Origin of the sequence: Labrys okinawensis (genome assembly GCF_002982075.1) — a bacterium.
In the GTDB taxonomy this organism is placed as follows: Bacteria; Pseudomonadota; Alphaproteobacteria; order Rhizobiales; family Labraceae; genus Labrys; species Labrys okinawensis_A.
Window position 1 is genome coordinate 405,986 of record NZ_PUEJ01000003.1, and the last position, 25,216, is coordinate 431,201.

A 25,216-nucleotide genomic window follows, 5' to 3' on the forward strand; every position below is an offset into this window, starting at 1 on the left:
AGCCGGCGAATATGGCATAACGATTCCTGTCTTGTTGCCATTGTCGGCACAGCCAATTCGGGGAATGTACGAATGTCAAAAATTTCCTTCGCGATCGTTGCTCTCGTGGTGTCCGCCCTCACCCTGACCGCCTGCGCCAACACGGTGACCGGCGTCGGCCGGGACGTGAAGGCCACCGGCCGCGCCGTCAAGCACGCGGTGCAGTGAGTTTCGCGCCGGCATCAGCCGGCCGTAGCGGGCAGTAATACCAAGTTGCGAAATCCCTGACCCTCATCCCCTTCCCGGAGTTCTTCGACCGGGCCAGGGATGACAGAGCGTATCGCACAAACCAGCAAGTCATTTGGCGAGCTGGGACAAGCCGATCAACAAGACGGGCAGCGCTCCTTCGATGCTGCCCGTATCGCCCGCCTCGAAGGCGACGACGTCGGCAAAGCCGAGGTCGAGGCTCGCCGCGCCGATCCGCACCGGGCCGGCGCCGAGCGCTGCCACCAGCTGAAGGCCGTCCTGCGGCAGCGTCAGCAGTCCGGATGCCAGATCATGCCGGGTCACCCGATGGCTGAACCGCCCGCGCCGGGTCATCACGTTGAAGTCGCGGATGGGGCCGTCGACCAGGCTGGCCGTGACGGGTACGTCGCCGGGGAAGGCCAGGGGAGCGGAGGCCGGGGTCAGCCTCACCGCCTCACGCCCTTCGATCGACATGTCGAGGCCCTGGCCCTCGATCAGGGTCAAAGTGCGGTCGATCTGTGGGAACAGCGAGAAGGGGCCGTCGCTCGCCACCTCCGCCACCGACAGGCGCCAGTCGAAATCCTCGAAGCCGGCGCCCTCCGGCGAGGCCGCGATCTCGGTGGTGGTGCCGCCGCCGTTCTTCCAGGGCTTGCGAGCGAGATCGGCGAAACGGATCAGCTTCATGGCGGGTCCCTAGGAGCGCGGTTTCGAAATCATGCTGTTTCGGCGAGGTGAGGGGCGGCACAGCGCGTGCCAGCGGCTTCCCCAAGCTTCGAAAACGCCCTATTTCAATGCCCTGGCGAACACCAGGCAGGCATTGAGGATGCTGCCGAGCGTTTCGCGCAGGGGCTGGGCATAGGCGGCATTGAAGGCGACGGGCCAGTTGGCTTCCCCGACCGGGCCGAGCGGCTCGTCGATATAGGAGCGGCAGGCCAGTTCCATCTGCACGGCATGCACACCCTTGTCGGGCTGGCCCAGGCTGCGTGTGATGAAGCCGCCCTTGAAGCGTCCGTTCATCACGGTCTCGCGCCCGCTGGAGCGGCAGAGCGCCTCGATCGTCTCGGCCAGGGCGGGATGACAGGTCACGCCGCCATTGGTGCCGATGTTGAACTGCGGCAGCGTGCCCTCGAACAAGCGCGGAATCACCGAGCGGATCGAATGGCAGTCATAGACGACGATGTTGCGATGGCGTCCCCTAAGCCTGGCGACTTCGTCGGCCAGGGCCTGGTGATAGGGATCGAACCAGAGGGCGCGCCGTTCGGCGACCTCGGCCGCGCCGGGGGCCTCGCCGTCCTTGTAGAGCGGCTCGCCGTCGAAGCTGGTGGTCGGGCACAGCTCCGTGGTGGCCTGGCCGGGATAGAGCGAAACCCCGGACGGGTCGCGGTTGACATCGACGACTGTGCGCGACATCGGCGTGCGCACGATGGTGGCGTCGAGCCCGGCCGCAAAATCATAGAGCGTCTCGATCCACCAGTCGGTGTCCTTGCGGGCGAGCCAGGGCGAGACCAGCCGCGCTTCGATCGCGGCCGGGATCTCAGTGCCCGTATGCGGCAGCGAGACGAGCAGCGGTGCCTGCCCCTGCCGGATCTCAAGCCAATCGGGCCGGCTCATGCCGTGCCCTCCACCACGCTTGCCAGCGTCTTGAGGCCGGCCGCCCTCTGTGCCGCACCGCTCCAGATCAGCGCGGTGGCGGTGGCAATGTCGGGCGCGAAGTGCCGGTCGTCGGAAAGATGCGGCACCTCGGCGCGCAACGCCGCCCGGGCCTGCTCGAGCGCTTCGCTCGATTTCAGCGGCGCGTGGAAGTCGCAGCCCTGCACGGCGGCGAGATATTCGATGCCGATGACATTGGCGGTGTTGCGGCTCATCTCCAGGAGACGGCGGGCGCCGTGGGCGGCCATGGAGACATGGTCCTCCTGATTGGCGGAGGTCGGAATCGAATCGACGCTGGCCGGGAAGGCCCGCTGCTTGTTCTCCGATACCAGAGCGGCGGCGGTGACCTGCGGGATCATGAAGCCGGAGTTGAGGCCGGGCTTGGGCGTGAGGAAGGCGGGCATGCCGGAAAGCGCCGGATCGACCAGCATGGCGATGCGCCGTTCACTGATGGAGCCGATCTCGCACAGCGCCATGGCGATCATGTCGGCGGCGAAGGCGACGGGTTCGGCGTGGAAATTGCCGCCGGAGATCACCTCGCCCGTATCGGTGAAGACCAGCGGGTTGTCGGTGACGCCATTGGCTTCGATCGTCAGCGTCGCGGCGGCTTGGCGCAAGAGGTCGAGGCAGGCGCCCATCACCTGGGGCTGGCAGCGCAGGCAATAGGGATCCTGCACGCGCTCGTCCCCGGTAAGGTGCGAGGCGCGGATGGCGCTGCCCGCCATCAGGGCGCGCAACGTGTCGGCGACCTCGGCCTGGCCGCGATGGCCGCGGACCTTGTGGATGCGCGGATCGAAGGGACCGTCCGAGCCGCGGGCCGCATCGGTCGAGAGCGCCCCGGTCACCAGCGCGCCCTGGAACACGCGTTCGGCCTGGAACAGGCCGGCCAGCGCCAGGCCGGTGGAAACCTGCGTGCCATTGAGCAGCGCGAGGCCTTCCTTCGGACCGAGCACGAGCGGTGACAGCCCGACATGCTTGAGCGCCTCCGTGGCCTCCACCTTCTCGCCCTTGACGAAGAAGGCGCCGACGCCGGTCAGCGCAGCGGTCATGTGCGAGAGTGGCGCCAGGTCGCCCGAGGCGCCCACGGAGCCCTGGCCGGGGACGACTGGGATAAGATCGCGGGCGAGGCAGTCGCGCAGCGTGGTGATGGTCGACCATTGCACGCCGGAGGAGCCCTGGGCCAGGCTGCCGAGCTTGAGGGCCATGATCAGCCGGACGACCTCGACCGGCAGGGGATCGCCGACGCCGGCGGCATGCGAGAGCACGATGTTACGCTGGAGGATGGCGAGATCGGCATTCTCGATGCGCACGCTCGCCAGCTTGCCGAAGCCGGTATTGATGCCATAGACCGGCTCGCCCTTGGCGATGATGTCGGCGACGGCCCGGGCGCTCGCCTCGACCAGCGGGCGGCAGCCTTCGTCCAAGCTGACGGGCGCGCCGTCATAGATGGCGCGCCATTGTGCGAGCGAGACGCTGCCGGGACGCAGCAAAACGGGATTGGTCACTGGCCTCTCCAGATGCGTTGATGTAGCGGATTGAAACCTAGGCGGTAGACGAGTTCGGCCGGGCGCTCGATATCCCAGATGGCAAGATCGCATCGCTTGCCGGCTTCGAGCGTTCCGATGTCCTGGGCCTTGCCGAGCGCCTTGGCGGCATTGCGGGTAACGCCGGCGATGCATTCGTCGACGGTCATGCGAAACAGGGTCGCCGCCATGTTCATGGTCATCAGCAGCGAGGTCAGCGGCGAGGTGCCGGGATTGCAGTCGGTGGCCACGGCCATCGGCACCTTGTGGGACCGGAATGCGGCGATGGGCGGCTGCTTGGTCTCGCGAATGAAGTAGTAGGCGCCGGGCAGGATCACGGCGACCGTACCGGCCGCCTGCATGGCGGCGGCGCCTTCATCATCGGTATATTCGAGATGATCGGCCGACAGCGCGCCGTAATCGGCCGCAAGCTTGGCGCCGTGCAGATTGGAAAGCTGGTCGGCATGCAGCTTGACCGGCAGGCCGGCCTTCTTCGCCGCCTCGAAGACCTTGCTGATATGCTCGGGCAGGAAGGCGATGCCCTCGCAAAAGCCGTCCACGGCGTCGGCGAGGCCTTCGGCGGCCACGACGGGCAGCATCTCCCGGCAGACGAGGTCGATATAGGCGTCCTTGTCGCCCTTGGCCTCGACGGGCAGGGCATGGGCGCCGAGAAAGGTGGTCGAGACATTGACCCTGCGCGCCTCGCCGAGGCGGCGGGCGGCGCGCAGCATGGCGAGTTCGGTGCGGGTTTCCAGGCCGTAGCCCGATTTCACCTCGACCGTGGTGACGCCTTCGGCAATCAGATGGTCGAGACGGGGCAGGGCACTGGCGAGCAGCTCGTCCTCGCTGGCAGCGCGCGTGGCGTTGACCGAGGAAACGATGCCGCCGCCCGCCCGAGCGATCTCCTCATAGCTGGCCCCCTTGAGACGCAGCTCGAATTCATGCGCCCGGTCGCCGCCGAAGACCAAATGGGTATGACAGTCGATCAGGCCAGGGGTGATCCAGCGGCCTTCAAGGTCGACGGTCTCGGCCCTGTCGCGCATGCCGGCCGGCAGGTCGCTCTCGGGGCCGGCGAAAGCAATACGCTCGCCCTCGGAAAGCACGGCTCCCTGCTCCACGATACCGAGGTCATCCCCGACCAGGGTGGCCAGGCGCGCATTGCGCCACAAACGGAGCCTTTGGCTGTTTGTCGACATCGAGTCCTCCACCCTGCTGTTATGCGGAAACATGTATAGACATATTAATTGACGCGCAAGTGGAATGATGGGAGTTTAGTACCGTTTGGCGCGGGGGGAAAAGCGACGATGATCAAGCAGGCAAAGGCCTCCGGGATTGCGGTATCCGTCAGGACCGGCCAACCTCGCAGCGGGAGCCGTTGATGAACGGCGTCGCCCCCCCCGAGCTGGATGCCAAGGCGCAGACGCTCCATCAGCGCATCCTCGGCGATATCGAGCGCCGCATCGTTTCGGGCGAATGGCCGCCCGGCTACCGCATCCCGTTCGAAACCGAGCTGACGGAGATCTATGGCTGCTCGCGCATGACCGTGAACAAGGTGCTGACCCAGCTTGCCGCCGCCGGCCTGATCGAGCGCCGGCGCAAGGCTGGCAGTTTCGTATCGCAGCCGCGCAGCGAGGCCGCCGTGCTGGCCATTCACGGCATCGAGGCGGAGGTGACCGCGCTTGGCCTGCCTTATCGCTTCGAATTGATGCATCGTCGCCAGCGCCGTCCGACGGCCGCCGAGCGCCTGACATTCGCGCTGGAAGGTTCCGGGCCATTGCTGGCGCTGACCTGCCGCCATTTCGCCGGCGATGGCCCGTTCTGCCTGGAGGAGCGCCTGATCGATCTGGAGGCGGTACCGCAGGCCGGGAAAGCCGATTTCACGCGGGAACCCCCGGGTGTATGGCTCCTGGGCCACGTGCCCTGGACGGTGGCCGAACACCACATCAAGGCAGCGGCGGCACGGGGGGAGGAGGCGGCCTTGCTGAAGCTCGAGCCTGGCAGCGCCTGCCTGGTGGTGGAGCGGCGCACCTGGCGCGGCGATCAGTTCGTCACGGCAGTGCGCTTCACCTATCCGGGAGACCGCCACCAGTTGGTCGCACGCTTCTCGCCCTCCTGAGAGCAGCTGGCACTTTGCCGCAATGAGCCCAATCCCAGGGCTGGCCGCCCTTTGTCATCGCGGTATAGACTGCGCGCAAAGCCGACTCGTAGGACCAATCCGGGAGGACCGCAGATGAGAAGGGCCGAGGCCGCATGAGCGCAGCGCAAGCCGTTGCGCTGAAGGGCGTTTCGATTTCATTCGCAACCAGGGATTCCCGTTTTGATGCCGTCGCCAACGTCGACCTCACGGTCGGGGACCACGAATTCGTCGCGATTGTCGGGCCGACGGGCTGCGGCAAGTCCACATTGCTCAATGCCACGGCGGGGCTGCTCGCCCCGGTGGCCGGCTCGGTCGAGGTGTTCGGCAAGCCGCTCAAGGGCCTGAACGGGCAGGCCGGCTACCTCTTCCAGCAGGAATCGCTGATGCCCTGGAAGACCGTCCTGCAGAATGTCGCCATCGGCCTGGAGGTCGCGGGGACGCCTGCCGAAAAAGCCAGGCAGGCGGCGCAGACCTGGCTGGAGCGGGTCGGTCTTGCCCGTTTCGGCGACCGCTATCCCCGCATGCTGTCCGGCGGGCAGCGCAAGCGCGTGGGCTTGGCGCAGGTGCTCATCCGCAATCCCAAGCTGTTGCTGATGGACGAGCCCTTCGGGCCGCTCGACGCCCAGACCCGGTTGGTCATGGGGGACCTGCTCCTGAAGCTCTGGTCGGAGGATCGCAAGGCGGTGATGTTCGTCACCCACGACCTCGATGAAGCGATAGCCTTGGCCGATCGCATCGTCATCATGTCGGCCGGCCCGAAAGCCGGTATCATCGGGGAGTTCAGCGTGCCTCTGCCCCGGCCCCGCGCCATTGCCGAAATCCGCCACGATCCTGCTTTCATCCGCCTGCATCGCGACATCTGGGACGCGCTGCGCGACGAGGTGATGAAGGCCTACAGCTAGTTCGGCGGTTTTTACATGAATTCGAGCGATCATTCGTCGTCATCGCGAGCGCAGCCAAGCAATCATCTGAAGACGGCCGTCATGGGGAACCTAATGAACAACAAGATCGTCTTGCTCATCCTGCAGGTGCTCGTCGCGGTCATCGGCATCGCCCTGTGGCATCTGGCCTCGACGACCACGCTGTTCGGCTCCCCCAAGACGGTGGCGTTCTTCTTTGGCGAGCCACTCAGCGTGTGGAGGCGGATCGTGGAGTGGTTCACCGACGGCTCCATCTGGTACCATCTGTGGATCACCCTGGCTGAATCGGCGCTTGCCTTCCTGTCCGGCGCACTGGGCGGCGTCATTCTCGGTTTCTGGTTCGCCCGCCAGCCCGTGGTCGCCGCGATTTTCGACCCTTATGTCAAGGCCGCCAATGCGCTGCCCCGTGTGGTGCTGGCGCCCATCTTCGCGCTGTGGTTCGGCCTCGGCATCTGGTCGAAGGTGGCTCTCGGCTTCACGCTGGTGTTCTTCATCGTCTTCTTCAACGTCTATCAGGGCGTCAAGGAAGTGAGCCCGGCCGTGCTCTCCAATGCGCGCATGCTCGGCATGAACGAGCGCCAGCTCCTGCGCCATGTCTATCTGCCGTCGGCGATGTCCTGGGTGTTTTCCAGCCTGCACACTTCGGTCGGCTTTGCCGTGGTCGGCGCGGTGGTCGGCGAATATCTCGGCTCCTCTGCGGGTCTGGGCTATCTCATCCAGCAGGCCGAGGGCGTATTCGACGTCACCGGCGTCTTCGCCGGCATGTTCGTGCTGATGGCCTTCGTTCTCATCGTCGACTGGCTGATGACGGCCGTGGAGCGCCGCCTGCTGGTCTGGCGTGGGTAAGCAATATTGGCGACTTATTGGGAGGAAGAATGATGAAACGCAGGACTTTCCTGATCGGTGCTACCGGCATGGCCTTCGGCGCCTCGCTCGGCGGGACGCTGCCGGCCTTCGCCGAAGACGCCAAGCCCGAGAAAACGGATCTCGCCATCGGCGTCGGCGGCAAGCCGCTGCTCTATTATTTGCCGCTGACCGTGGCCGAACAGAAGGGCTTCTTCAAGGAGGAGGGGCTCAACGTCACCATCAACGATTTCGCCGGCGGCTCCAAATCGCTGCAGGCTCTGGTCGGCGGCTCGGTGGACGTGGTGACTGGTGCCTATGAGCATACCATCCGCATGCAGAACAAGGGGCAGGACATCATCGCCGTCTGCGACCTCGGCCGCTTTCCGGGCATCGTCATCGCGGTGCGCAAGAGCCTTGCCGGCGAGATCAAGACCATTGCCGATCTCAAGGGCCGCAAAGTGGGCGTCACCGCCCCGGGGTCTTCCACGGCTCTGCTCCTGCAATATGCCCTGCAGAAGAACGGGCTGACCTCGGCCGACGTGGCGCAGATCGGCATCGGAGGCGGCGCCAGCGCCGTCGCGGCCATCAAGAACGGCGGCATCGACGGCCTCTCGCATCTCGATCCGGTGATCAGCCAGCTGCAGCATGACGACGACATCGCCATCCTGCTCGATACGCGCACGGAAGAGGGCACCAAGGCCCTGTTCGGCGGCACCAATCCGGCCGCGACGGTCTATCTCAAGCAGTCCTTCGCGAAGGACAATCCGGTCACCACGCAGCGCGTCGTCAATGCCATGATGAAGGCCCTGAAATGGATCGGCGCGGCCAAGCCCGAGGATGTCGCCGATCTCGTGCCGAAGGAATATCTGCTCGGCAATCGCGAGCTCTACATGCAGGCGTTCCAGAATTCGCGGCAGATGTATTCGCCGGACGGCATGGTCACCAAGGACGGCTACGAGTCGATGATGAACGCGCTCAAGGCGCTCGACCCGGAACTCGCCAACGCGAACGTTCCCTACGAGAAGACCTTCGAACCGGCTTTCGTGAAGGCTGCCAAGATCTGACGGCGCGGCCGGGCAGGCGAGAGCTTCGTCGTTGGGCTTGGCCCGGCGATCCAACCTCTGATGGTGTCGAGCGGGGCTTTTGGATAGCCGGGCCGAGCCTGGCTATCCAAATCACACCCTTTCCCGTTGAGCGACCCGCATTGCCGCTGGACTCAATCTTTCTCCAAGGGAATAAGAATCTGCCCAAAGAGTTTGCGGCGGGCGAGGATTCGGCTGCCGCCACGTTCTCAGAGTGTCCGGGGGAAATGCCATGAAATACCTGCTTCTGCTGGTACCTTGCGTACTGGCATTGCTGACACCGCTTTATAACAGCATCGATCCCGTGCTGTTCGGTCTGCCCTTCTTCTATTTCTATCTGCTCGTGCTGGTGCCGATTTCGTCGCTGTTCGTCTATCTCGCCTGGAAGGTTGAACGCTGATGCTGGACAATCTCAATTGGACGGCGGCGATGGTCTTCGTCTTCTTCTTCCTTCTCGTCACCGTGGTGGGCTTCGTGGCGTCGCGCTGGAAGGCGGGGGATCTCGACCAGTTGCATGAATGGGGTCTCGGCGGCCGGCGCTTCGGCGCCTGGATCACCTGGTTCCTGCTGGGCGGGGACCTCTACACCGCCTATACCGTGATTGCCGTGCCCGGCCTGATGTATGCGGTGGGCGCCTATGGCTTCTTCGCCGTGCCCTATACCATCCTGATCTATCCCCTGATCTTCCTGATCATGCCGCGGCTGTGGAACGCCACCCACAAGCATGGCTATCTCACCGGGGCCGATTTCATCGCCGGGCGTTACGGCAATCGCTGGCTGGAACTGGCGGTGGCCTTCACCGGCATCCTCGCCACCATGCCCTATATCGCCCTGCAGCTCGTCGGCATGGAAAAGGTGATCCAGGCCCTCGGCTTCTCGGCGACGGGCTTCGCTTCGCATCTTCCCCTGACGATCGCCTTCATCATCCTGGCGCTCTACACCTATAAGAGCGGCCTGCGCGCCCCGGCCATGATCGCCTTCGTCAAGGATATTATGATCTATGTCTTCGTGATCGCCGCCGTGGTCATCATTCCCTATCAGCTCGGCGGTTTCGGTTCGATCTTCGAGAAGGCAAAGGTCGTCTATGATGCCAAGGCAGCGGCGCTCGCCGCGGCCGGCAAGCCTGCCAATGTCGGCCTGACGCTGACTTCGGCCCAGATCTGGCCGTTCATCACGCTCTCCATCGGCTCGGCCATGGCGCTGTTCATGTATCCGCATGCGCTTACCGGCACGCTCTCGGCCACCGGCCCCAATGCCATCCGCCGCAATGCGGTAGCGCTTCCGGCCTATTCGCTGATCCTCGGCCTCATCGCCTTGCTGGGCGTGATGGCGGTTGCTGCCGGCATCGAGACGCCCAATGGCGATGCCTCGATGGCGATCCCGCTCCTGATCAACAAGATGTTCCCCGACTGGTTCGCGGGCTTCTGCTTTGCGGCGATCGCCATCGGTGCGCTGGTACCGGCCGCCGTGATGTCGATCGGCGCGGCGAACACTTTCACGCGCAATATCTGGAAGCCCTTCATCGAGCCGGATCTTTCGGCGCAGAAGGAATCCTATCTTGCCAAGCTGATGAGCCTGATCGTCAAGGTCGGCGCGCTGGCGGTGATCTTCTGGTTGCCGACCAAGTTCGCCATCGACCTGCAGCTCCTTGGCGGCGTGTGGATGATCCAGATCTTCCCCGCGCTGGTCGCCGGGCTCTACACGCGCTGGTTCAATGGCTGGGCCCTCCTGATCGGGTGGGCCGTGGGAATGCTGGCAGGCTCCTATATGGCCATGGCCTCGGGTGCAGTGGCGCCGACCTATGCCCTGTTCGGCACCTCCTTCTATATCGGCCTGATCGCCGTGGTGCTGAACTTCGTGGTGTCCGTGGTGCTGACCATGGTGCTGGGCTCCACGACGCAGGACGAGACGTCGTCGGCCGACTACGAGGACGCCGTCACCACCTCCTGACACACCCATAATTGAAATCGGAAAGGCCGGCGGCGACGCCGGCCTTTTCATGTGCGGCGGGTTGCAAGGGCGGCGCAGGGGTGGTTGAACAATCGACCGGGGCCGGTCAGTTTGTCTGATGAATTGTTGCGGATTCGCATTCCCTCACCTTTGGAGCCACCAATGACCTATGTCGCGGATGATGCGCGCTACGACGCCATGCAATATCGCCGTTCCGGCCGTTCGGGCCTTCAGCTTCCAGCCCTTTCGCTCGGCCTGTGGCATAATTTCGGTGGCGACATTCCCTTCGAGAATGCCAGGGCGCTCTGCCGCAAGGCCTTCGACCTCGGCATCACCCATTTCGATCTCGCCAATAATTACGGGCCGCCGCCCGGCTCGGCCGAAGAGACCTTCGGGCGCATCCTGAAGACGGATTTCGCCCGTCATCGCGACGAATTGGTGATCTCGACCAAGGCCGGCTATCGTATGTGGCCTGGACCCTATGGCGAATGGGGCAGCCGCAAATATCTGCTCTCCAGCCTGGACGCCAGCCTCAAGCGCATGGGCATCGAGACGGTCGATATCTTCTATTCACACCGTTTCGATCCCAACACGCCGCTGGAAGAGACCATGACGGCGCTGCATGACGCGGTGCGCCAGGGCAAGGCCCATTATGCCGGCATTTCCTCCTACGGCACCGAGCGCACCAAGGAGGCGGCAGCGATCCTGCGCCGCCTGGGTACGCCATTGCTCATCCACCAGCCGAGCTATTCCATGCTCAACCGCTGGATCGAGAAGGACAGCCTGCTCGACCAACTCGAGGCCGATGGTGCGGGCTGCATCGCCTTCACGCCGCTGGCGCAGGGTCTGCTCACCAACAAATATCTCGGCGCCGGCGGCATCCCGGCGGACAGCCGCGCCGCAGCCGGCAAGTCGCTCTCGCCCGACCAGCTCTCCGAGGCGAATCTGGCAAGACTGCACGCGCTCGATGCGATCGCCCGCCGCCGCGGCCAGTCCCTGGCGCAGATGGCGATCGCCTGGGTGCTCAGGGATAGCCGCATGACCTCGGCGCTGATCGGTGCCAGCCGGCCGGGCCAGATCGAGGACTGTGTCGGTGCCTTGAAGAATCTCGATTTTTCGCCCGAGGAACTGGCCGAGATCGACCGCTCTGCCGAGGACGGCAACGTCAATCTCTGGGCGGCATCCAGCAAGGGATGAGCCGAGCCCTCGATCGGCAGGACGATCACCTGCCGTGAGTACTTGAACACGAATTGCTCCAGTTGCCTGTTGTTGGCGCCTTGCGTTCCGGCGGTTTCGCCGGGACGCAAGGTTTTTGGCCGCCTTCTGCATGGGAGGGGTTACCAAGGAGATATGGCTCTGCTTCCCTAATGTCTTGAATAGATCTCGTTTGGTTAGAAAATAAAGAATTCATTTCTGTATTTTCAGTCTAAAGTATATATTGTGATAAATTTATAGTTCGTTTTTCGGTCTATATAATTCGAAAATCTGGACAATATAGAGGAATTGTGACAGTGATTTCTTGCCGATCAACGTCGTGATGAGGTGGGGATCATGAGAAGAATCGTTCTGGCGGCACTCTTTCTTGCGCCGATGCCGGCACTCTCGGCAGACCTTGCACCCGCTCCCGTGGAGCCTATCGTACCGGTGACGCCCTTCAGCTGGACCGGCTTCTATGTCGGCGCCCATATCGGCTATGGCTGGGGGCGGGAAAAGGATGATTTGAGCAGGTCGGCGCCCGTGCCGGCCGACAGCTTCAACGTCGATGGCGTGCTTGGTGGTCTGCATGCCGGCTACAACGAACAGTTCTCCAACAATATCGTCGTCGGTTTGGAAGGCGACATCGACCTCAGCAGCATCAAGGGCAGCCATACGGTCATCGATGCCCAGAACGGCAACAGTCGGCTGCATATGACCAATCGCTGGCAGGGCTCGGTCCGCGCACGTCTTGGTTATGCCTTCGATCGGATTCTGGTTTATGCCACCAGCGGTGTTGCCTTCGGCGATATTCGCGAGCGCTGGAACCTCTTCGACGGCGATGTCGTGGGTTCTTCCACCAAGACCAAGGTGGGGTGGACTGTCGGCGGCGGGGTCGAATATGCCTTCACCGACAATTGGATCGGCCGCGTCGAGGTGCGCTATACCGATTTCGGCAAGTCGCGCTTCCGCGTGGCGCCCGATACCCGCTTCAAGGCCGGCTTCCACGAGACGGTCGCACTGGTCGGCATCAGCTACAAATTCTGAGCAGGGCGGGCAGGGGCGCAGCGACCTCCTGCCGCTGTCTCGTCTCCGCCGCCTTCCGCCGTCTGCCACAGCCCGTTAAGCTGAGGCGGAAGCGGAGTTCACGGCCGGCATGAAATCGATTCTGTTCTATGCGTTGGCGGCCGTCGGCGAGATCGGCGGCTGCTATGCTTTCTGGAGTTGGCTTCGCCTGGGCAAGCCGGCCTGGTGGCTGGTGCCGGGCACAGCCGCGCTCATCGCCTTTGCCTTTTTGCTGACGCAGATCGAGACGGAGGCGGCGGGTCGGGCCTATGCCGCCTATGGCGGCATCTATATCGGCGCCTCGCTCCTGTGGCTGTGGGCCGTCGAAGGGATCAGGCCCGATCGCTGGGACCTGATCGGGGCGGTTCTGTGCCTTGCGGGCATGGCCGTCATCCTGTTCGCGCCCCACCGTACTGCTTGACGGTCGCTTCACCCGGCCAGCTTGCGACCGCCCACCCACACGCCGCGTGCGGTCAGGTTTTCGTCGAGATGCACCAGATCGGCGCGATAGCGCGGCGCCAGCCGCCCGCGACGGTTGTCGAGGCGCAGGAACTGGGCGGGATAGAGGCTGGCCATACGCAGGGCTTCGCCGAGACCGACGCCGAGATGGCCGATGCTGTAGCGCAGCGCCGCATCCATGGTCAGGTCGGAGCCGGCGAGCGTGCCGTCTTCCAGTGTCAGGGCGCCGTTGCGCCTTGTGACCTTGCGCCCGTTGAGATGGAAGACATCGTTGGCATCGCCGGCGGTCGGCATGGCATCGGTGACGAGGAACAGCCGCCCCGGCGCCTTCTTTGCCCGCAGGGCCAGCGAGAGCGAGCCTGGATGGACATGGAGGCCATCGGCGATGATGCCGGCCCACAGGCCGCCATGGTCGAGGGCGGCGCCGGTGACGCCGGGATGGCGGCCCTGCAGGGGCGACATCGCGTTGAAGAGATGGGTGATGCCGGTGGCGCCGGCATCCGCCGCCGCCATCACCGCTTCATAGCTGGTGTCGGTATGGCCGAGGCTGACGATCACACCCCCGTCTACCAGGCGCCGGATCAGGTGAAGCGGCGCATTTTCCGGCGCCACCGTGAGCAGGACGGTTTCGATGCCGCTGCCGAGGATGAGTTCGACATCCGCGTCCGTCAGGGGCCGGATCAGGGCGGGGTCGTGGGCGCCCTTGCGCGGTACCGAGAGGAAAGGGCCTTCGAGATGAATGCCGGCCATGCCCGGTACCCCGTCGGCAATCGCCTGGCGGGCGGCCGCGATAGCTCTCTTCATGCCCTCGGCCGTATCGGTGATATAGGTCGGCAGCAGGGCGGTGCTGCCATGCCGCCGATGCGCCGCGACCATGCCCTCGAGTGTCGCCACGTCGGGCGACTGGTTGAACAGAAAGCCGCCGCCGCCATTGACCTGGGCGTCGACGAAGCCGGGGGCCAGCACGCCGGAGGGCAGGGTAGTCACGGCGGCATGGGAGGGAATGTCGGCCCGTGGCACCAGGCCGACGATGATATCGGCCTCCACCAACACGGCGTGGCCCTCGACAAAAGTCTCGCCATTGAACAGGCGGGGAGCGACAAGAGCATCGAGCGACATCATCAGTGGCCCCTCTTCGCCAGCGCCAAGGCACCCGCGAGGGCATCGCCTTTGGGTGGAACCAGGATCTCGTCGTAACGTACCGGCAGATAGGGCCGATAGGGTTCGGCGAGCCCGCCCATCAGGGCGATCCTGGGGGCGCCGAGGTCTGTCAGGCGATCGATCATGGCGACGATGGAGCCCGTGGCCCCGGCGATCAGGTGATCCGCCACCACGTCGCCGCCCGCGGCCTCGAACACCAGAGGCGCGAAGCGGCCGTAATCCCGCGGCGTGGCGGTCCTGGCCCAGATCACGGCTTCGTTCGGATCATCGTGAAAATGCGCCAGCAGGCGGCGGGTCAGGTCGCTCACCGGGCCGAGCTGGTCGACACTGAGCATGGCCGCCCTGAGTGCGGCCCGTCCGAGCACGGCGCCGGAGGCGTCGTCGCCCAGGGCGAACCCCCAGCCGCCGACCGAGGTCTCCTTGCCGTCCACCAGGGCCAGACCCTGCGAGCCCGTGCCGAGGATGAAGATGCCGCCATCCTGGCCGGCATGGGCGCCGAGGCAGGCGGTGACGGCATCCGAGGTGACGGTCAAGGCTCCATACCCGAAGGGAAAGGCGGCGATACCGTCGGCAAGGGCCGGAATATTGCCGCCCGAAAGCCCGAGGCCGGCCCGGATTTGGACCTTGGCGCCGGGCGCCAATCCGGCAGCGGCCATCGCGGCGTCGCCGGCTGCCGCGATGGCAGGGCCGGCAATCTCGGTGCCGAGGGTCAGGTTGGAGGAGCCCGACAGGCCTTCGCCGATCAGCCTGTCGTTCGCGTCGTAGAGGCGCGCTCGCGTATTGGTGCCGCCGCCGTCGACCGCGAGAAAATATATAGCCGTCATGCCTGTCTCCCAGGGCCGGGCGCCTGAGCGCTCACTGCCCTAACTCCTTGTTTCGGCGCGGTTTTGCGATTCCTGACCATCCCCATGAAATCGCGCGGCCCCATCGCGGTGGCATATCACCATCCCCCGAGGAATTCAGCCAGGATTCCATCGGGAGCACACGCTCTCCACGACCATCGGCAACAGCATCGGGACTTTTGTGCGCACCACGCACAAGCCGCCGGAGCTATGCAGGACGAACATATGAGATGATCATGGCGGCAGTTCCGACTTAAATCACAAGATATCAGTGTTTTTGCCTACATCTTATGCAAAAAGGGCACTCGTAACCAGGCGGCACTTGGGTTAAGGAGCACCGTCCTGGGATCAATGATCGAGAAGCGACACATGACTTCAACGTTGCACGACAAGCTCTATTCGGCCGAGGCGGCGATGGCTGTCGGTGATGACGCGGCCAAGCTGCCGGAAGCGACCGGCGAGGCACGCGCCTTCCGTGACCTGATCCTCGCCAAGCTGACCTATGCCGTCGGCAAGGACCCGATCGTGGCGCGCGACCATGACTGGCTGCGGGCCGTGAGCTTGGCACTGCGCGACCACATTGTCGACCGCTGGATGGCAACCACGCGCGGCGTCTACCGCATGGGCGGCAAGCGCGTCTATTATCTTTCGCTCGAATTCCTGATCGGCCGCCTGCTCAAGGACGGCCTCAACAATCTCGGCCTCGTCGCCACGGCCCGCGAGGCGCTGGCTTCCGTCGGCGTCGATCTCGACATGATCGCCGAGATGGAACCCGATGCCGCGCTCGGCAATGGCGGTCTCGGGCGCCTTGCCGCCTGCTTCATGGAGAGCATGGCCACCGTCGGCATCGCCGCCTATGGCTATGGCATCCGCTACGAGAACGGCCTGTTCCGCCAGAACATCGTCGATGGCTGGCAGACGGAATCGCCCGAGAACTGGCTGCAGAACGGCAATCCCTGGGAGTTCCCGCGCCGGGAAGTCGCCTATGAGGTCGGCTTCGGCGGCGCCGTCGAAGCGACGGATGGCTGGGACGGTTCGGCCGTGCACAGCTGGAAGCCGGCGGAGACCGTGCTCGCCGTTGCCCATGACACGCCGGCCGTCGGCTGGCGCGGCAACCGCGTCAATACGCTGCGCCTGTGGTCCGCCCGTTCGCTCGACCCGATTTCGCTCGACGCCTTCAATGCCGGCGACCATATCGGCGCCCTGAACGACCGGACCAAGGTCGAATCCATTTCGCGCGTGCTCTATCCGGCCGATTCAACCCCGGCCGGCCAGGAACTTCGGCTGCGCCAGGAATATTTCTTCACGTCCTCCTCGCTGCAGGACATCGTGCGCCGCCACCTGCAGCAGCACCGCGACATCAAGACCCTGCCGTCCAAGGCGGCGATCCAGCTCAACGATACGCATCCGGCCATCGCGGTGGCCGAGCTGATGCGCATTCTGATCGACATTCACGGGCTGAACTGGGCCGATGCCTTCGCCATCACCCGCGAGACGATCTCCTACACCAACCACACTCTGTTGCCGGAAGCGCTGGAAACCTGGCCGGTGCCGCTGATCGAGCGGCTGCTGCCGCGGCACATGCAGATCATCTACGCCATCAATGCCCGCGTGCTGACCGAGGCGCGCGAGAGCGGCGCCTCCGATGCCATGATCGCCACCGTCTCGATCATCGACGAGAGCCACGGCCGGCGCGTGCGCATGGGCAATCTCGCTTTCGTCGGCTCGCACAAGGTCAATGGCGTGTCCGCCCTGCATTCGGAACTGATGAAGGAAACGGTGTTCCGTGACCTCAACACGCTGTTCCCCGGCCGCATCACCAACAAGACCAACGGCATCACGCCACGGCGCTGGCTGATGACCGCCAATCCGGGGCTGACCACGCTGCTGCGCGAAACCATCGGCGATGCCTATCTCGACGATGCCGAAAAGCTGGTGGCGCTGGAGCCCTACGCCCGGGATAGCGCCTTCCAGGAGGCCTTCGCGGCCGTCAAGCATGCCAACAAGGCGCGCCTGGCCAAGGTGCTGCAGCAGACCGTGGGCCTGCGCGTCGACCCCTCCGCGATGTTCGACGTCCAGATCAAGCGCATCCACGAATATAAGCGCCAGCTGCTCAACATTCTCGAGACCATCGCGCTCTACAATGCCATTCGCGCCCATCCAGAGCGCGACTGGGCTCCGCGCGTGAAGATCTTTGCCGGCAAAGCGGCGGCGAGCTACACGGCTGCCAAATATGTGATCAAGCTGATCAACGACGTCGCCAAGGTGGTGAATTCGGATCCGGCCGTGCGCAACCTGCTGAAGGTCGTGTTCATGCCGAACTACAATGTCAGCCTTGCCGAAGTCATCATCCCTGCGGCCGATCTTTCCGAGCAGATCTCGACCGCAGGGCTGGAAGCCTCCGGCACGGGCAACATGAAGTTCGGGCTCAACGGCGCCCTCACCATCGGCACGCTGGACGGCGCCAATGTCGAGATGAAGGAGCATGTCGGCAACGACAACATCTTCATCTTCGGCCTGAAGGCGCATGAGGTCGAGGAGCGCAAGCGCCAGGGCCGCAATCCGGCTGACGCCATCGCGGCTTCGCCGGCCCTGGCCGAGGTGCTCGATGCGGTGGAAGGCGGCGTGTTCTCGCCGACCGACCGCGAACGGCATCGCGGCACGGTGCAGTCGCTGCGCTCCAGCGACTGGTTCTTCGTCACCGACGATTTCGACGCCTACGCCGCCATGCAGCGCAATGTCGATACGCTCTGGGCTACCAAGCCCGCCTGGCGGGAAAAGTCGATCCTCAACGTCGCGCGCATGGGCTGGTTCTCCTCCGACCGCACCATTCGCGAATATGCCGACGAGATCTGGGGCGTGCAGACGACGGCGACGGAATAGGCGGCGCTATCGTCGCAAGACCAGCAGGACTTGCATCCCGCGAGGCATGAAGCCTGGTTTCGCGGGATGTCGTTTTTGGTAAGCCCGTGTCTCGACCCATGGCCCGTGGAGCGGCGGCATCAGGCCGGCCCGGGCCATGAAACGTCTCGGTTTTTTTCGGTGGGATCGTCTGTCCCATTGCCGTCAAAGGCCGAAACCTCCAAATTTTTCACCCTGCGGCGCTCGCGGCATAACCCATTTGGGCAGGCTGCGTTTAATCGTTGACCGGTGTAGCAAAAGCCCTAGCTTGTGTTCGAGAGGATCACAGGAAGACGCCTGATCGCGTAAAGACCAGGCGTTTCGATCCGGTTCGAAAAGGGGCGTAGCGCTTGGCAAAGACAACGAAGACGAACGCTCCCGTCGCCAGGGCCGAAAAGCCGGCACCCCTGGCCAAGCGGCCGGCCAGCCGCGGCAAGACGGCGGATTGGCGTTTGTCCGATGTGGAAGTCGCGGCGCTTGCGGCGGGACGTCATGCCGATCCTTTTGCCGTGCTCGGCCCGCATGAGACGCCGGCGGGTCTTGTCGTCCGCGCTTTCATCCCCAATGCCGAGACGCTGTCGGTGCTCGCGCCCAATCTGGCCGGGCCGGTCGCCCTGGAGCGGCGGCATGACGATGGCGTCTTCGAAGGCCTGGTGCCCGACAGCGTCGGGATCTACCGTCTGCGTGCCGTCAATGCGGGCGGGCAGTGGGAGGTCGAGGACCCCTATCGTTTCGGGCCGCTGCTGGGGCAGGTCGACGATTATCTGCTGACGGAAGGCACCCATCTCAGGCTCTGGGACAAGCTCGGGGCCCGCCCCTTGTGGCACGGCGACATGGAGGGCGTGCATTTCGCCGTGTGGGCTCCGCATGCCAGGCGGGTATCGATCGTCGGCGATTTCAACGACTGGGACGGCCGTCGCCATCCGATGCGCAAGCGCGTCGATACCGGCGTGTGGGAAATCTTCCTGCCGGGCGTCAAGGTCGGCGCCTATTATAAATACGAGATCATCGGGCCGAACGGCGCCCTGCTGCCGCTGAAGAGCGATCCGTTCGCCTTCGCCAGCGAATTGCGTCCGGGCACGGCCTCCCGGGTCGCCTCATCCGAAGCCTTCGCCTGGACGGATCAGCAATGGCTCGAGGAGCGGGCGCATCGCGATGCGCGGCGGGCGCCGATGTCGATCTATGAGGTGCATCTCGGCTCCTGGAAGCGCGGCGAGCATCAGCGCTTTCTCAGCTATGAACAGCTTGCCGACGAGCTGATCGCCTATGTGCAGCATATGGGCTACACCCATATCGAGTTGCTGCCGGTGACGGAGCATCCCCTCGATGCATCCTGGGGCTATCAGCCGACCGGCATGTTCGCACCGACAAGCCGCTTTGGCTCGCCCGAGGGATTTGCCCGTTTCGTCGACCGCGCCCATGCCGCCGGGATCGGCGTGATCCTCGACTGGGTGCCCGCGCATTTTCCGACCGACTCGCATGGCCTTGCCTGGTTCGATGGCAGCGCGCTCTATGAGCACCCCGACCCGCGGCGCGGCTTCCATCCCGACTGGAACACCGCGATCTACGATTTCGGCCGGCGCGAGGTTGCCAATTTCCTGATTGCGAATGCCCTGTTCTGGCTGGAGCGCTACCATATCGACGGGCTGCGCGTGGATGCCGTCGCTTCCATGCTCTATCTCGACTATTCGCGCCGAGACGGGGAGTGGCTGCCCAATATCCATGGCGGACGGGAGAATCTCGACGCCATCGCCTTCCTGCAGCGCATGAACAAGGAAGTCTATGCCGCCCATCCCGGCGTGATGACCATCGCCGAGGAATCCACCGCCTGGCCGGGCGTGTCCAAGCCTGTGCATGACGGTGGGCTCGGTTTCGGTTTCAAGTGGAACATGGGCTTCATGCACGACACGCTGAGCTACATGCAGCGCGAGCCGGTCTATCGCCAATATCACCATGACGACCTGACCTTCGGCCTCATCTACGCCTTTGCCGAGAATTTCGTGCTGCCGCTTTCCCATGACGAGGTGGTTCACGGCAAGAATTCCATCGTCAACAAGATGTCGGGCCTGGAAGGGGACAAGTTCGCGACCTTGCGGGCTTATTACGCGCTGATGTGGGCCTATCCGGGCAAGAAACTGCTGTTCATGGGCCAGGATTTCGGCCAACGCCGCGAATGGAACGAGAATGTCGGCCTGGACTGGGACCTGATGCAATATGGCCCGCACAAGGGGCTGAGCGATCTCGTCCGCGACCTCAATCATCTCTATCGCGGCCGTGCGGCGCTGCATCAGCGCGATTGCGAGGGTGACGGCTTCGAGTGGATGGTCGTCGACGACAATGCCAATTCGGTGTTCGCCTGGGCGCGCTATGCCACCGATGCCATGCCGATCGTGGTGGTGGCCAATCTCACCCCCGTCGCGCGCGACGGCTATCTGCTGCCCCTGCCGCTGGCGGGGCAGTGGTGGGAAATTCTCAACACCGATTCCGAGCGTTATTTCGGGCTGAATCGAGGCAATGCCGGCGGAGTCTATGCCTATGCGGGCGATTGGAAGGGCAAACCGGCGTCCGCGCGTATCAATCTGCCGCCCCTGACGGCCATCATGCTGGAATGGGCGGGGAACTAGGCTGGGGAGTAGGCGTTGCATGTCTTTGGAGAGTCGCGGCCCTGCCATGGGAGCCGAGGCTGAAAAAGAAGGCAGCAGCGTCATCCCGGATTATCAGTGGGAGGAACTGTATGACGGAACCGAGGCATTCGAAGGGTGGGCCGCTGGCACGTTCGGCGATGGCTTATGTGCTGGCCGGAGGCCGCGGCAGCCGCCTGATGGAACTGACCGACCGGCGCGCCAAGCCCGCGGTCTATTTCGGAGGTAAGAGCCGTATCATCGATTTCGCCCTTTCGAATGCGATCAACTCGGGCATTCGTCGCATCGGTGTGGCTACCCAGTACAAGGCGCATTCGCTGATCCGCCATCTCAACCGCGGATGGAACTTTCTGCGGCCGGAGCGCAACGAGAGCTTCGACATCCTGCCGGCCAGCCAGCGTATTTCCGAGGACATGTGGTATCGAGGCACGGCGGACGCGGTCTACCAGAACCTCGACATCATCGACGGCACCGGCGTGGAATACATGGTCATCCTGGCGGGCGACCATATCTACAAGATGGACTACGAGCTGATGCTCAAGCAGCATGTCGAGCAGAATGCCGATGTCACCATCGGCTGTCTCGAAGTGCCGCGCATGGAGGCCACCGGCTTTGGCGTCATGCATGTCGATGAGCAGGACCGCATCGTCGCCTTCGTGGAAAAGCCCAAGGATCCGCCCGGCATCCCCGGCAATCCGGAAATGGCTCTGGCATCGATGGGCATCTACGTCTTCTCGATGAAGTTCCTCACCGAGGAACTCAACCGGGATGCCAACGATCCCAATTCGAGCCGCGACTTCGGCAAGGACATCATTCCCCATATCGTCAAGCATGGCAAAGCGGTGGCGCACCGCTTCCCGGCGAGCTGCGTGCGTTCCGAGCATGAGAAGGAGTCCTATTGGCGTGACGTCGGCACGGTGGACGCCTATTGGGAAGCCAATATCGATCTGACCGACGTGGTGCCCGCGCTCGATCTCTACGACCAGGAATGGCCGATCTGGACCTTCGCCGAAATTACGCCGCCGGCTAAATTCGTGCATGACGCCGAGGGAAGGCGCGGTACGGCTATCTCCTCGCTGGTATCGGGCGGTTGCGTCGTCTCGGGGGCAACGGCCAAGCACTCGCTGCTCTATACCGGTGTGCGCATCAACTCCTATTCCAGCGTGGAAAACGCCGTGATCCTGCCCTATGTCGAGGTTGGGCGTTCGGCGCAACTCAAGAATGTGGTGATCGATCGCGGCGTGATCATCCCAGAGGGCCTCGTCGTCGGCGAAGATCCCGAACTGGATGCCAAACGCTTCCGACGGACGGACAAGGGTATCTGCCTGATCACGCAGCCCATGATCGACAAGCTGAAGCTCTGACGACGCGATCCGCAGCATTTTCTGGAAAAGTCACAAGCTTTTCGGCTAGGAAAATGCGTCAACAAGAAGTTTGCGCTTTCGATGATCAAAGTTCTCGCGGTTGCGTCCGAAATCCATCCGCTGATCAAGACGGGGGGGCTCGCCGACGTCGTCGGCGCGCTGCCTGCCGCCTTGAAAGGCCATGACGTGGCGGTGACGACAGTCATTCCCGGCTATCCCGCCGTGATGGCGGCAAGCGATTCCTGGCAGACGGTGGCCAAGCTGCCGGGATTTTTCGGCGGCCGCACCGCCATCAAGCGCGCCTCGATCGGCGAGCTCGACCTCTTGGCCGTGGATGCGCCGCATCTGTTCGACCGGCCGGGAAATCCTTATGTCGACGCCGACGGGCGCGACTGGCTCGACAATCCCCAGCGCTATTGCGCCCTGTCGAGCGCGGCTGCGGAGATCTGCCACGGCCTGGTCAAGGCTTACAGGCCCGACATCGTCCATGTGCATGACTGGCAGGCAGCGATGACGCTTGCCTATCTCAATTATGCCGAGGCTGTCAGGCCGAAATCGGTAATCACGGTGCATAATCTGGCCTTCCAGGGCCAATATCCCCGCTCCATCCTCGGCAGTCTCGGCCTGCCTCAGCGGGCCTTTGCCCTGGACGGGGTCGAGTATTACGGCATGATCGGTTTCCTGAAGGCCGGACTGCATTTTGCCGACCGCATCACCACCGTCTCGCCGCGCTATGCCGCCGAAATCAAGACGGCGGAGGCCGGCATGGGGCTGGAAGGGCTGCTGGCCGGCCGCGCCGACGTGCTCTCCGGCATCGTCAACGGTATCGACGAGCGCGTGTGGAATCCCCAGACCGATCCGAACCTGGTCGTCAATTACGACGCCAAGTCACTGGCCAGGCGCGCGGGCAATCGCAAGGCTCTGGAAGAGCGTTTCGGCCTCGACCACGACAACTCGCCGCTGTTTTGCCTGGTCAGTCGCATGACCTGGCAGAAAGGCATCGACATTCTCGCCGAAGCGTTGCCGCATCTGGTCTCTTCGGGGGCGCGGCTCGCCTTGCTCGGCTCCGGCGATCGGGAGTTGGAGGGCATCTTCAGGCAGGCCAGTCTCCAGCATCGCGGACGCGTCGGAGCGGTGTTCGGTTTCGACGAGGCGCTCTCGCATCTGATGTTCGGTGGCTCGGACATGACGCTGGTGCCGTCGCGCTTCGAGCCTTGTGGCCTCACCCAGCTTTACGGCCTGCGCTATGGCTGCATTCCCGTGGTGGCGCGCGTCGGGGGACTCTCCGACACCATCGTCGATGCCAACGATGCGGCGTTGACCCTCAAGGCCGCGACCGGCGTGCAGTTCCAGCCGATCACGCCGGACATGCTGCGTGATGCGATTTCGAGAGCCATCGCGCTCTACAACGACAAGCCCGTCTGGCAGGCGATGCAGCGCCGCGGCATGGGGCTGGACCAATCCTGGGACCTCAGGGCCGCCAGCTATGCCAAGCTCTATCGCGAGTTGTTGGCATGAAGGGGGCTTGTCGGCAGCTTTTCGAGGGCGTGGGGATGCGCTCCTCTCGCTTTTGACCGATAGAACTTCCGATAAACCAAAACCGGAACCTCGCTATGATCCGTACCGTCCCGACCCAACCCTTCGATGGCCAGAAGCCCGGCACGTCCGGCTTGCGCAAGAAGGTGCCGGTGTTCCAGCAGCCGCATTATGTCGAGAATTTCGTCCAGTCGATTTTCGACACGCTGGAGGGATTTGCCGGCAAAACATTGGTGGTGGGCGGCGATGGGCGCTTCTACAACCGCGAGGTCGTTCAGAAGATCCTCAAAATGGCGGCTGCCGCCGGCTTCGGACGCATCAAGGTGGGGCAGGGAGGCCTGATGTCGACGCCTGCCGTCTCGGCCGTCATCCGCAAATATGGGGCCTTTGGCGGCATCGTGCTGTCTGCTTCCCATAATCCCGGCGGGCCGGAGGGGGATTTCGGCATCAAGTACAATATCGGCAATGGCGGTCCGGCGCCCGAGAAGATCACCGATGCCATCTTTGCCCGCACCAAGTCGATCAGCGAGTTCAAGATCGCCGACGTACCCGACATCGATATCGATCAGCTCGGCGAGACGAAGATTGGCGACACCGTGGTCGAGGTGGTCGATCCGGTTGCCGACTATGCCGAACTGATGGGCAAGCTCTTCGACTTCGATGCCATCCGGGACCTGTTCAAGTCCGGCTTCACCATGCGCTTCGACGCGATGTCGGCCATCACCGGCCCCTATGCCCGCCGCATCCTCGAGGATCAGCTGGGTGCGGCTGCCGGCACGGTGGTCAACTCGACCCCGCTGCCCGATTTCGGCGGCCATCACCCGGACCCCAATCCCGTCAACGCCAAGGATCTCTACGATCTCATGATGGGCCCGAACGCACCCGATTTCGGGGCGGCGTCGGATGGCGACGGCGACCGCAATCTCATCATCGGCCGCGGCATCTTTGTCACGCCGTCGGACAGCCTGGCCATTCTGGCTGCCCATGCCCATCTGGCGCCGGGCTATGCCAAGGGCATTTCCGGCATCGCCCGTTCGATGCCAACCAGCCTTGCGGCCGACCAGGTCGCCAAGGCGATGGGCGTCGGCATCTACGAGACGCCGACCGGCTGGAAATTCTTCGGCAATCTGCTCGATGCCGATCGCGTCACCATCTGCGGCGAGGAAAGCGCCGGCACCGGCTCGAACCACGTCCGCGAGAAGGACGGGCTGTGGGCGGTATTGCTCTGGCTCACTTTGCTGGCCAAGCGCCGCCAGCCTACGCTCGACATCGTGCGAGAGCATTGGGCCAAATATGGCCGGAACTATTATTCGCGCCACGATTACGAGGCCGTGCCCACGGAGGCCGCCAATGCGGTGATGGAGGCGGTCCGCTCGCAGATCACCAGCCTGCCCGGCAAGAGCTTCGGCGCGCTCAAGGTCAAGTCGGCCGATGATTTCGCCTATCACGATCCCGTCGATGGATCGGATTCGAAGAACCAGGGTCTACGCGTCCTGTTCGAAAACGGCTCGCGCATCGTCTACCGCCTGTCCGGGACGGGGACGGAAGGGGCGACCTTGCGCGTCTATCTCGAGCGCTACGAAGCCGATCCTGCCCATCACGGCATCGAGACGCAGGCCGCCCTCGCCGATGTGATCGCCGTCGCCCGCCAGCTCAGCGGCATCGCCGAGAAGACCGGCATGGCCGAACCGAGTGTGGTGACGTAAAGGGCGGCCGCCC

At 64.0% G+C, this 25,216-nt stretch carries 21 protein-coding genes; 15 read left to right on the forward strand and 6 right to left on the reverse strand.

What is annotated here, in order from left to right:
• The first annotated feature begins 72 nt into the window (after window positions 1–72).
• The gene (locus C5L14_RS08970) at window positions 73–207 is read left to right on the forward strand and encodes an entericidin A/B family lipoprotein (protein WP_068288645.1); all 135 of its coding nucleotides are present in this window, start codon (window positions 73–75) and stop codon (window positions 205–207) included.
• A gap of 129 nt (window positions 208–336) precedes the next feature.
• Here C5L14_RS08970 and C5L14_RS08975 read toward each other — a convergent pair whose 3' ends face one another.
• The 4 genes from C5L14_RS08975 to hutI form a co-directional block, all read right to left on the reverse strand.
• Entirely contained in the window at window positions 337–909 is a 573-nt protein-coding gene (locus C5L14_RS08975; protein ID WP_105861685.1) for a HutD/Ves family protein, read from the reverse strand.
• Between the two features lie 99 nt (window positions 910–1,008).
• Window positions 1,009–1,836, reverse strand: coding sequence for an N-formylglutamate deformylase (hutG, locus tag C5L14_RS08980; protein ID WP_105861686.1), 828 nt, complete (start codon window positions 1,834–1,836; stop codon window positions 1,009–1,011).
• Complete coding sequence (gene hutH, locus C5L14_RS08985; protein ID WP_105861687.1) at window positions 1,833–3,380, reverse strand: histidine ammonia-lyase; 1,548 nt, start codon at window positions 3,378–3,380, stop codon at window positions 1,833–1,835. The genes hutG and hutH overlap by 4 nt, the downstream gene beginning before the upstream one ends.
• Window positions 3,377–4,594 (reverse strand): imidazolonepropionase, encoded by a 1,218-nt coding sequence (gene hutI, locus C5L14_RS08990; RefSeq protein WP_105861688.1) that lies wholly within the window; start codon window positions 4,592–4,594, stop codon window positions 3,377–3,379. Before hutI ends, hutH begins: the two co-directional genes overlap by 4 nt.
• A gap of 182 nt (window positions 4,595–4,776) precedes the next feature.
• Between hutI and hutC the strand changes: the two genes are divergently transcribed.
• The 9 genes from hutC to C5L14_RS09035 all read left to right on the forward strand — a co-directional run bounded on the left by hutC (window position 4,777) and on the right by C5L14_RS09035 (window position 13,013).
• A complete protein-coding gene (hutC, locus tag C5L14_RS08995) occupies window positions 4,777–5,514 on the forward strand; it encodes a histidine utilization repressor (RefSeq protein ID WP_105861689.1) in 738 nt (245 codons plus the stop codon).
• Between the two features lie 134 nt (window positions 5,515–5,648).
• Window positions 5,649–6,437, forward strand: a complete 789-nt coding sequence (locus tag C5L14_RS09000) for an ABC transporter ATP-binding protein (protein WP_105861690.1) — start codon at window positions 5,649–5,651, stop codon at window positions 6,435–6,437.
• Window positions 6,438–6,530: 93 nt separating this feature from the next.
• Window positions 6,531–7,301, forward strand: a complete 771-nt coding sequence (locus C5L14_RS09005; protein WP_105861691.1) for an ABC transporter permease — start codon at window positions 6,531–6,533, stop codon at window positions 7,299–7,301.
• 32 nt (window positions 7,302–7,333) lie between these two features.
• A complete protein-coding gene (locus C5L14_RS09010; RefSeq protein ID WP_105861692.1) occupies window positions 7,334–8,365 on the forward strand; it encodes an ABC transporter substrate-binding protein in 1,032 nt (343 codons plus the stop codon).
• Between the two features lie 250 nt (window positions 8,366–8,615).
• Complete coding sequence (locus tag C5L14_RS09015) at window positions 8,616–8,783, forward strand: DUF3311 domain-containing protein (protein WP_082979752.1); 168 nt, start codon at window positions 8,616–8,618, stop codon at window positions 8,781–8,783.
• Window positions 8,783–10,333: a monocarboxylate uptake permease MctP gene (gene mctP / locus C5L14_RS09020; protein ID WP_105861693.1), complete on the forward strand. Its 1,551-nt coding sequence runs from the start codon at window positions 8,783–8,785 to the stop codon at window positions 10,331–10,333. Before C5L14_RS09015 ends, mctP begins: the two co-directional genes overlap by 1 nt.
• Before the next feature lie 162 nt (window positions 10,334–10,495).
• Window positions 10,496–11,530, forward strand: coding sequence for an L-glyceraldehyde 3-phosphate reductase (mgrA, locus tag C5L14_RS09025; RefSeq protein WP_105861694.1), 1,035 nt, complete (start codon window positions 10,496–10,498; stop codon window positions 11,528–11,530).
• A gap of 354 nt (window positions 11,531–11,884) precedes the next feature.
• On the forward strand, window positions 11,885–12,574 hold the full coding sequence (locus C5L14_RS09030; protein ID WP_105861695.1) for an outer membrane protein: 690 nt from the start codon (window positions 11,885–11,887) through the stop codon (window positions 12,572–12,574).
• A 109-nt stretch (window positions 12,575–12,683) separates the two neighbouring features.
• Complete coding sequence (locus tag C5L14_RS09035) at window positions 12,684–13,013, forward strand: YnfA family protein (RefSeq protein ID WP_105861696.1); 330 nt, start codon at window positions 12,684–12,686, stop codon at window positions 13,011–13,013.
• An 8-nt stretch (window positions 13,014–13,021) separates the two neighbouring features.
• Here the strand turns inward: C5L14_RS09035 and nagA are convergent, their stop codons facing one another.
• Window positions 13,022–14,173: an N-acetylglucosamine-6-phosphate deacetylase gene (gene nagA / locus C5L14_RS09040; RefSeq protein WP_105861697.1), complete on the reverse strand. Its 1,152-nt coding sequence runs from the start codon at window positions 14,171–14,173 to the stop codon at window positions 13,022–13,024.
• Window positions 14,173–15,036, reverse strand: coding sequence for a BadF/BadG/BcrA/BcrD ATPase family protein (locus C5L14_RS09045; protein ID WP_105861698.1), 864 nt, complete (start codon window positions 15,034–15,036; stop codon window positions 14,173–14,175). Before C5L14_RS09045 ends, nagA begins: the two co-directional genes overlap by 1 nt.
• A 387-nt stretch (window positions 15,037–15,423) precedes the next feature.
• Here C5L14_RS09045 and C5L14_RS09050 point away from each other — a divergent pair, with 387 nt between their 5' ends.
• From C5L14_RS09050 to C5L14_RS09070, 5 genes are all read left to right on the forward strand, one after another.
• Complete coding sequence (locus tag C5L14_RS09050; RefSeq protein ID WP_105861699.1) at window positions 15,424–17,937, forward strand: glycogen/starch/alpha-glucan phosphorylase; 2,514 nt, start codon at window positions 15,424–15,426, stop codon at window positions 17,935–17,937.
• 425 nt (window positions 17,938–18,362) lie between these two features.
• Entirely contained in the window at window positions 18,363–20,579 is a 2,217-nt protein-coding gene (gene glgB / locus C5L14_RS09055; protein WP_105861972.1) for a 1,4-alpha-glucan branching protein GlgB, read from the forward strand.
• Window positions 20,580–20,689: 110 nt separating this feature from the next.
• Window positions 20,690–21,961 carry a glucose-1-phosphate adenylyltransferase gene (gene glgC / locus C5L14_RS09060; protein WP_105861700.1) on the forward strand — a complete coding sequence of 424 codons (1,272 nt, stop codon included), beginning with the start codon at window positions 20,690–20,692 and terminating at the stop codon, window positions 21,959–21,961.
• Window positions 21,962–22,045: 84 nt separating this feature from the next.
• Window positions 22,046–23,479, forward strand: coding sequence for a glycogen synthase GlgA (gene glgA, locus C5L14_RS09065; protein WP_105861973.1), 1,434 nt, complete (start codon window positions 22,046–22,048; stop codon window positions 23,477–23,479).
• Window positions 23,480–23,574: 95 nt separating this feature from the next.
• On the forward strand, window positions 23,575–25,203 hold the full coding sequence (locus tag C5L14_RS09070; protein WP_105861701.1) for an alpha-D-glucose phosphate-specific phosphoglucomutase: 1,629 nt from the start codon (window positions 23,575–23,577) through the stop codon (window positions 25,201–25,203).
• Window positions 25,204–25,216 lie beyond the last annotated feature (13 nt).

Excerpts from the sequence above, each read along its gene's own strand:
- C5L14_RS08970 (WP_068288645.1), top strand. The coding sequence starts at position 73 with ATGTCAAAAATTTCCTTCGCGATCGTTGCTCTCGTGGTGTCCGCCCTC.
- C5L14_RS08975 (WP_105861685.1), bottom strand. The coding sequence starts at position 909 with ATGAAGCTGATCCGTTTCGCCGATCTCGCTCGCAAGCCCTGGAAGAAC.
- hutG (WP_105861686.1), bottom strand. The coding sequence starts at position 1,836 with ATGAGCCGGCCCGATTGGCTTGAGATCCGGCAGGGGCAGGCACCGCTG.
- hutI (WP_105861688.1), bottom strand. The coding sequence starts at position 4,594 with ATGTCGACAAACAGCCAAAGGCTCCGTTTGTGGCGCAATGCGCGCCTG.
- hutC (WP_105861689.1), top strand. The coding sequence starts at position 4,777 with ATGAACGGCGTCGCCCCCCCCGAGCTGGATGCCAAGGCGCAGACGCTC.
- C5L14_RS09000 (WP_105861690.1), top strand. The coding sequence starts at position 5,649 with ATGAGCGCAGCGCAAGCCGTTGCGCTGAAGGGCGTTTCGATTTCATTC.
- C5L14_RS09005 (WP_105861691.1), top strand. The coding sequence starts at position 6,531 with ATGAACAACAAGATCGTCTTGCTCATCCTGCAGGTGCTCGTCGCGGTC.
- C5L14_RS09010 (WP_105861692.1), top strand. The coding sequence starts at position 7,334 with ATGAAACGCAGGACTTTCCTGATCGGTGCTACCGGCATGGCCTTCGGC.
- C5L14_RS09015 (WP_082979752.1), top strand. The coding sequence starts at position 8,616 with ATGAAATACCTGCTTCTGCTGGTACCTTGCGTACTGGCATTGCTGACA.
- mctP (WP_105861693.1), top strand. The coding sequence starts at position 8,783 with ATGCTGGACAATCTCAATTGGACGGCGGCGATGGTCTTCGTCTTCTTC.
- mgrA (WP_105861694.1), top strand. The coding sequence starts at position 10,496 with ATGACCTATGTCGCGGATGATGCGCGCTACGACGCCATGCAATATCGC.
- C5L14_RS09030 (WP_105861695.1), top strand. The coding sequence starts at position 11,885 with ATGAGAAGAATCGTTCTGGCGGCACTCTTTCTTGCGCCGATGCCGGCA.
- C5L14_RS09035 (WP_105861696.1), top strand. The coding sequence starts at position 12,684 with ATGAAATCGATTCTGTTCTATGCGTTGGCGGCCGTCGGCGAGATCGGC.
- nagA (WP_105861697.1), bottom strand. The coding sequence starts at position 14,173 with ATGATGTCGCTCGATGCTCTTGTCGCTCCCCGCCTGTTCAATGGCGAG.
- C5L14_RS09045 (WP_105861698.1), bottom strand. The coding sequence starts at position 15,036 with ATGACGGCTATATATTTTCTCGCGGTCGACGGCGGCGGCACCAATACG.
- C5L14_RS09050 (WP_105861699.1), top strand. The coding sequence starts at position 15,424 with ATGACTTCAACGTTGCACGACAAGCTCTATTCGGCCGAGGCGGCGATG.
- glgC (WP_105861700.1), top strand. The coding sequence starts at position 20,690 with ATGACGGAACCGAGGCATTCGAAGGGTGGGCCGCTGGCACGTTCGGCG.
- C5L14_RS09070 (WP_105861701.1), top strand. The coding sequence starts at position 23,575 with ATGATCCGTACCGTCCCGACCCAACCCTTCGATGGCCAGAAGCCCGGC.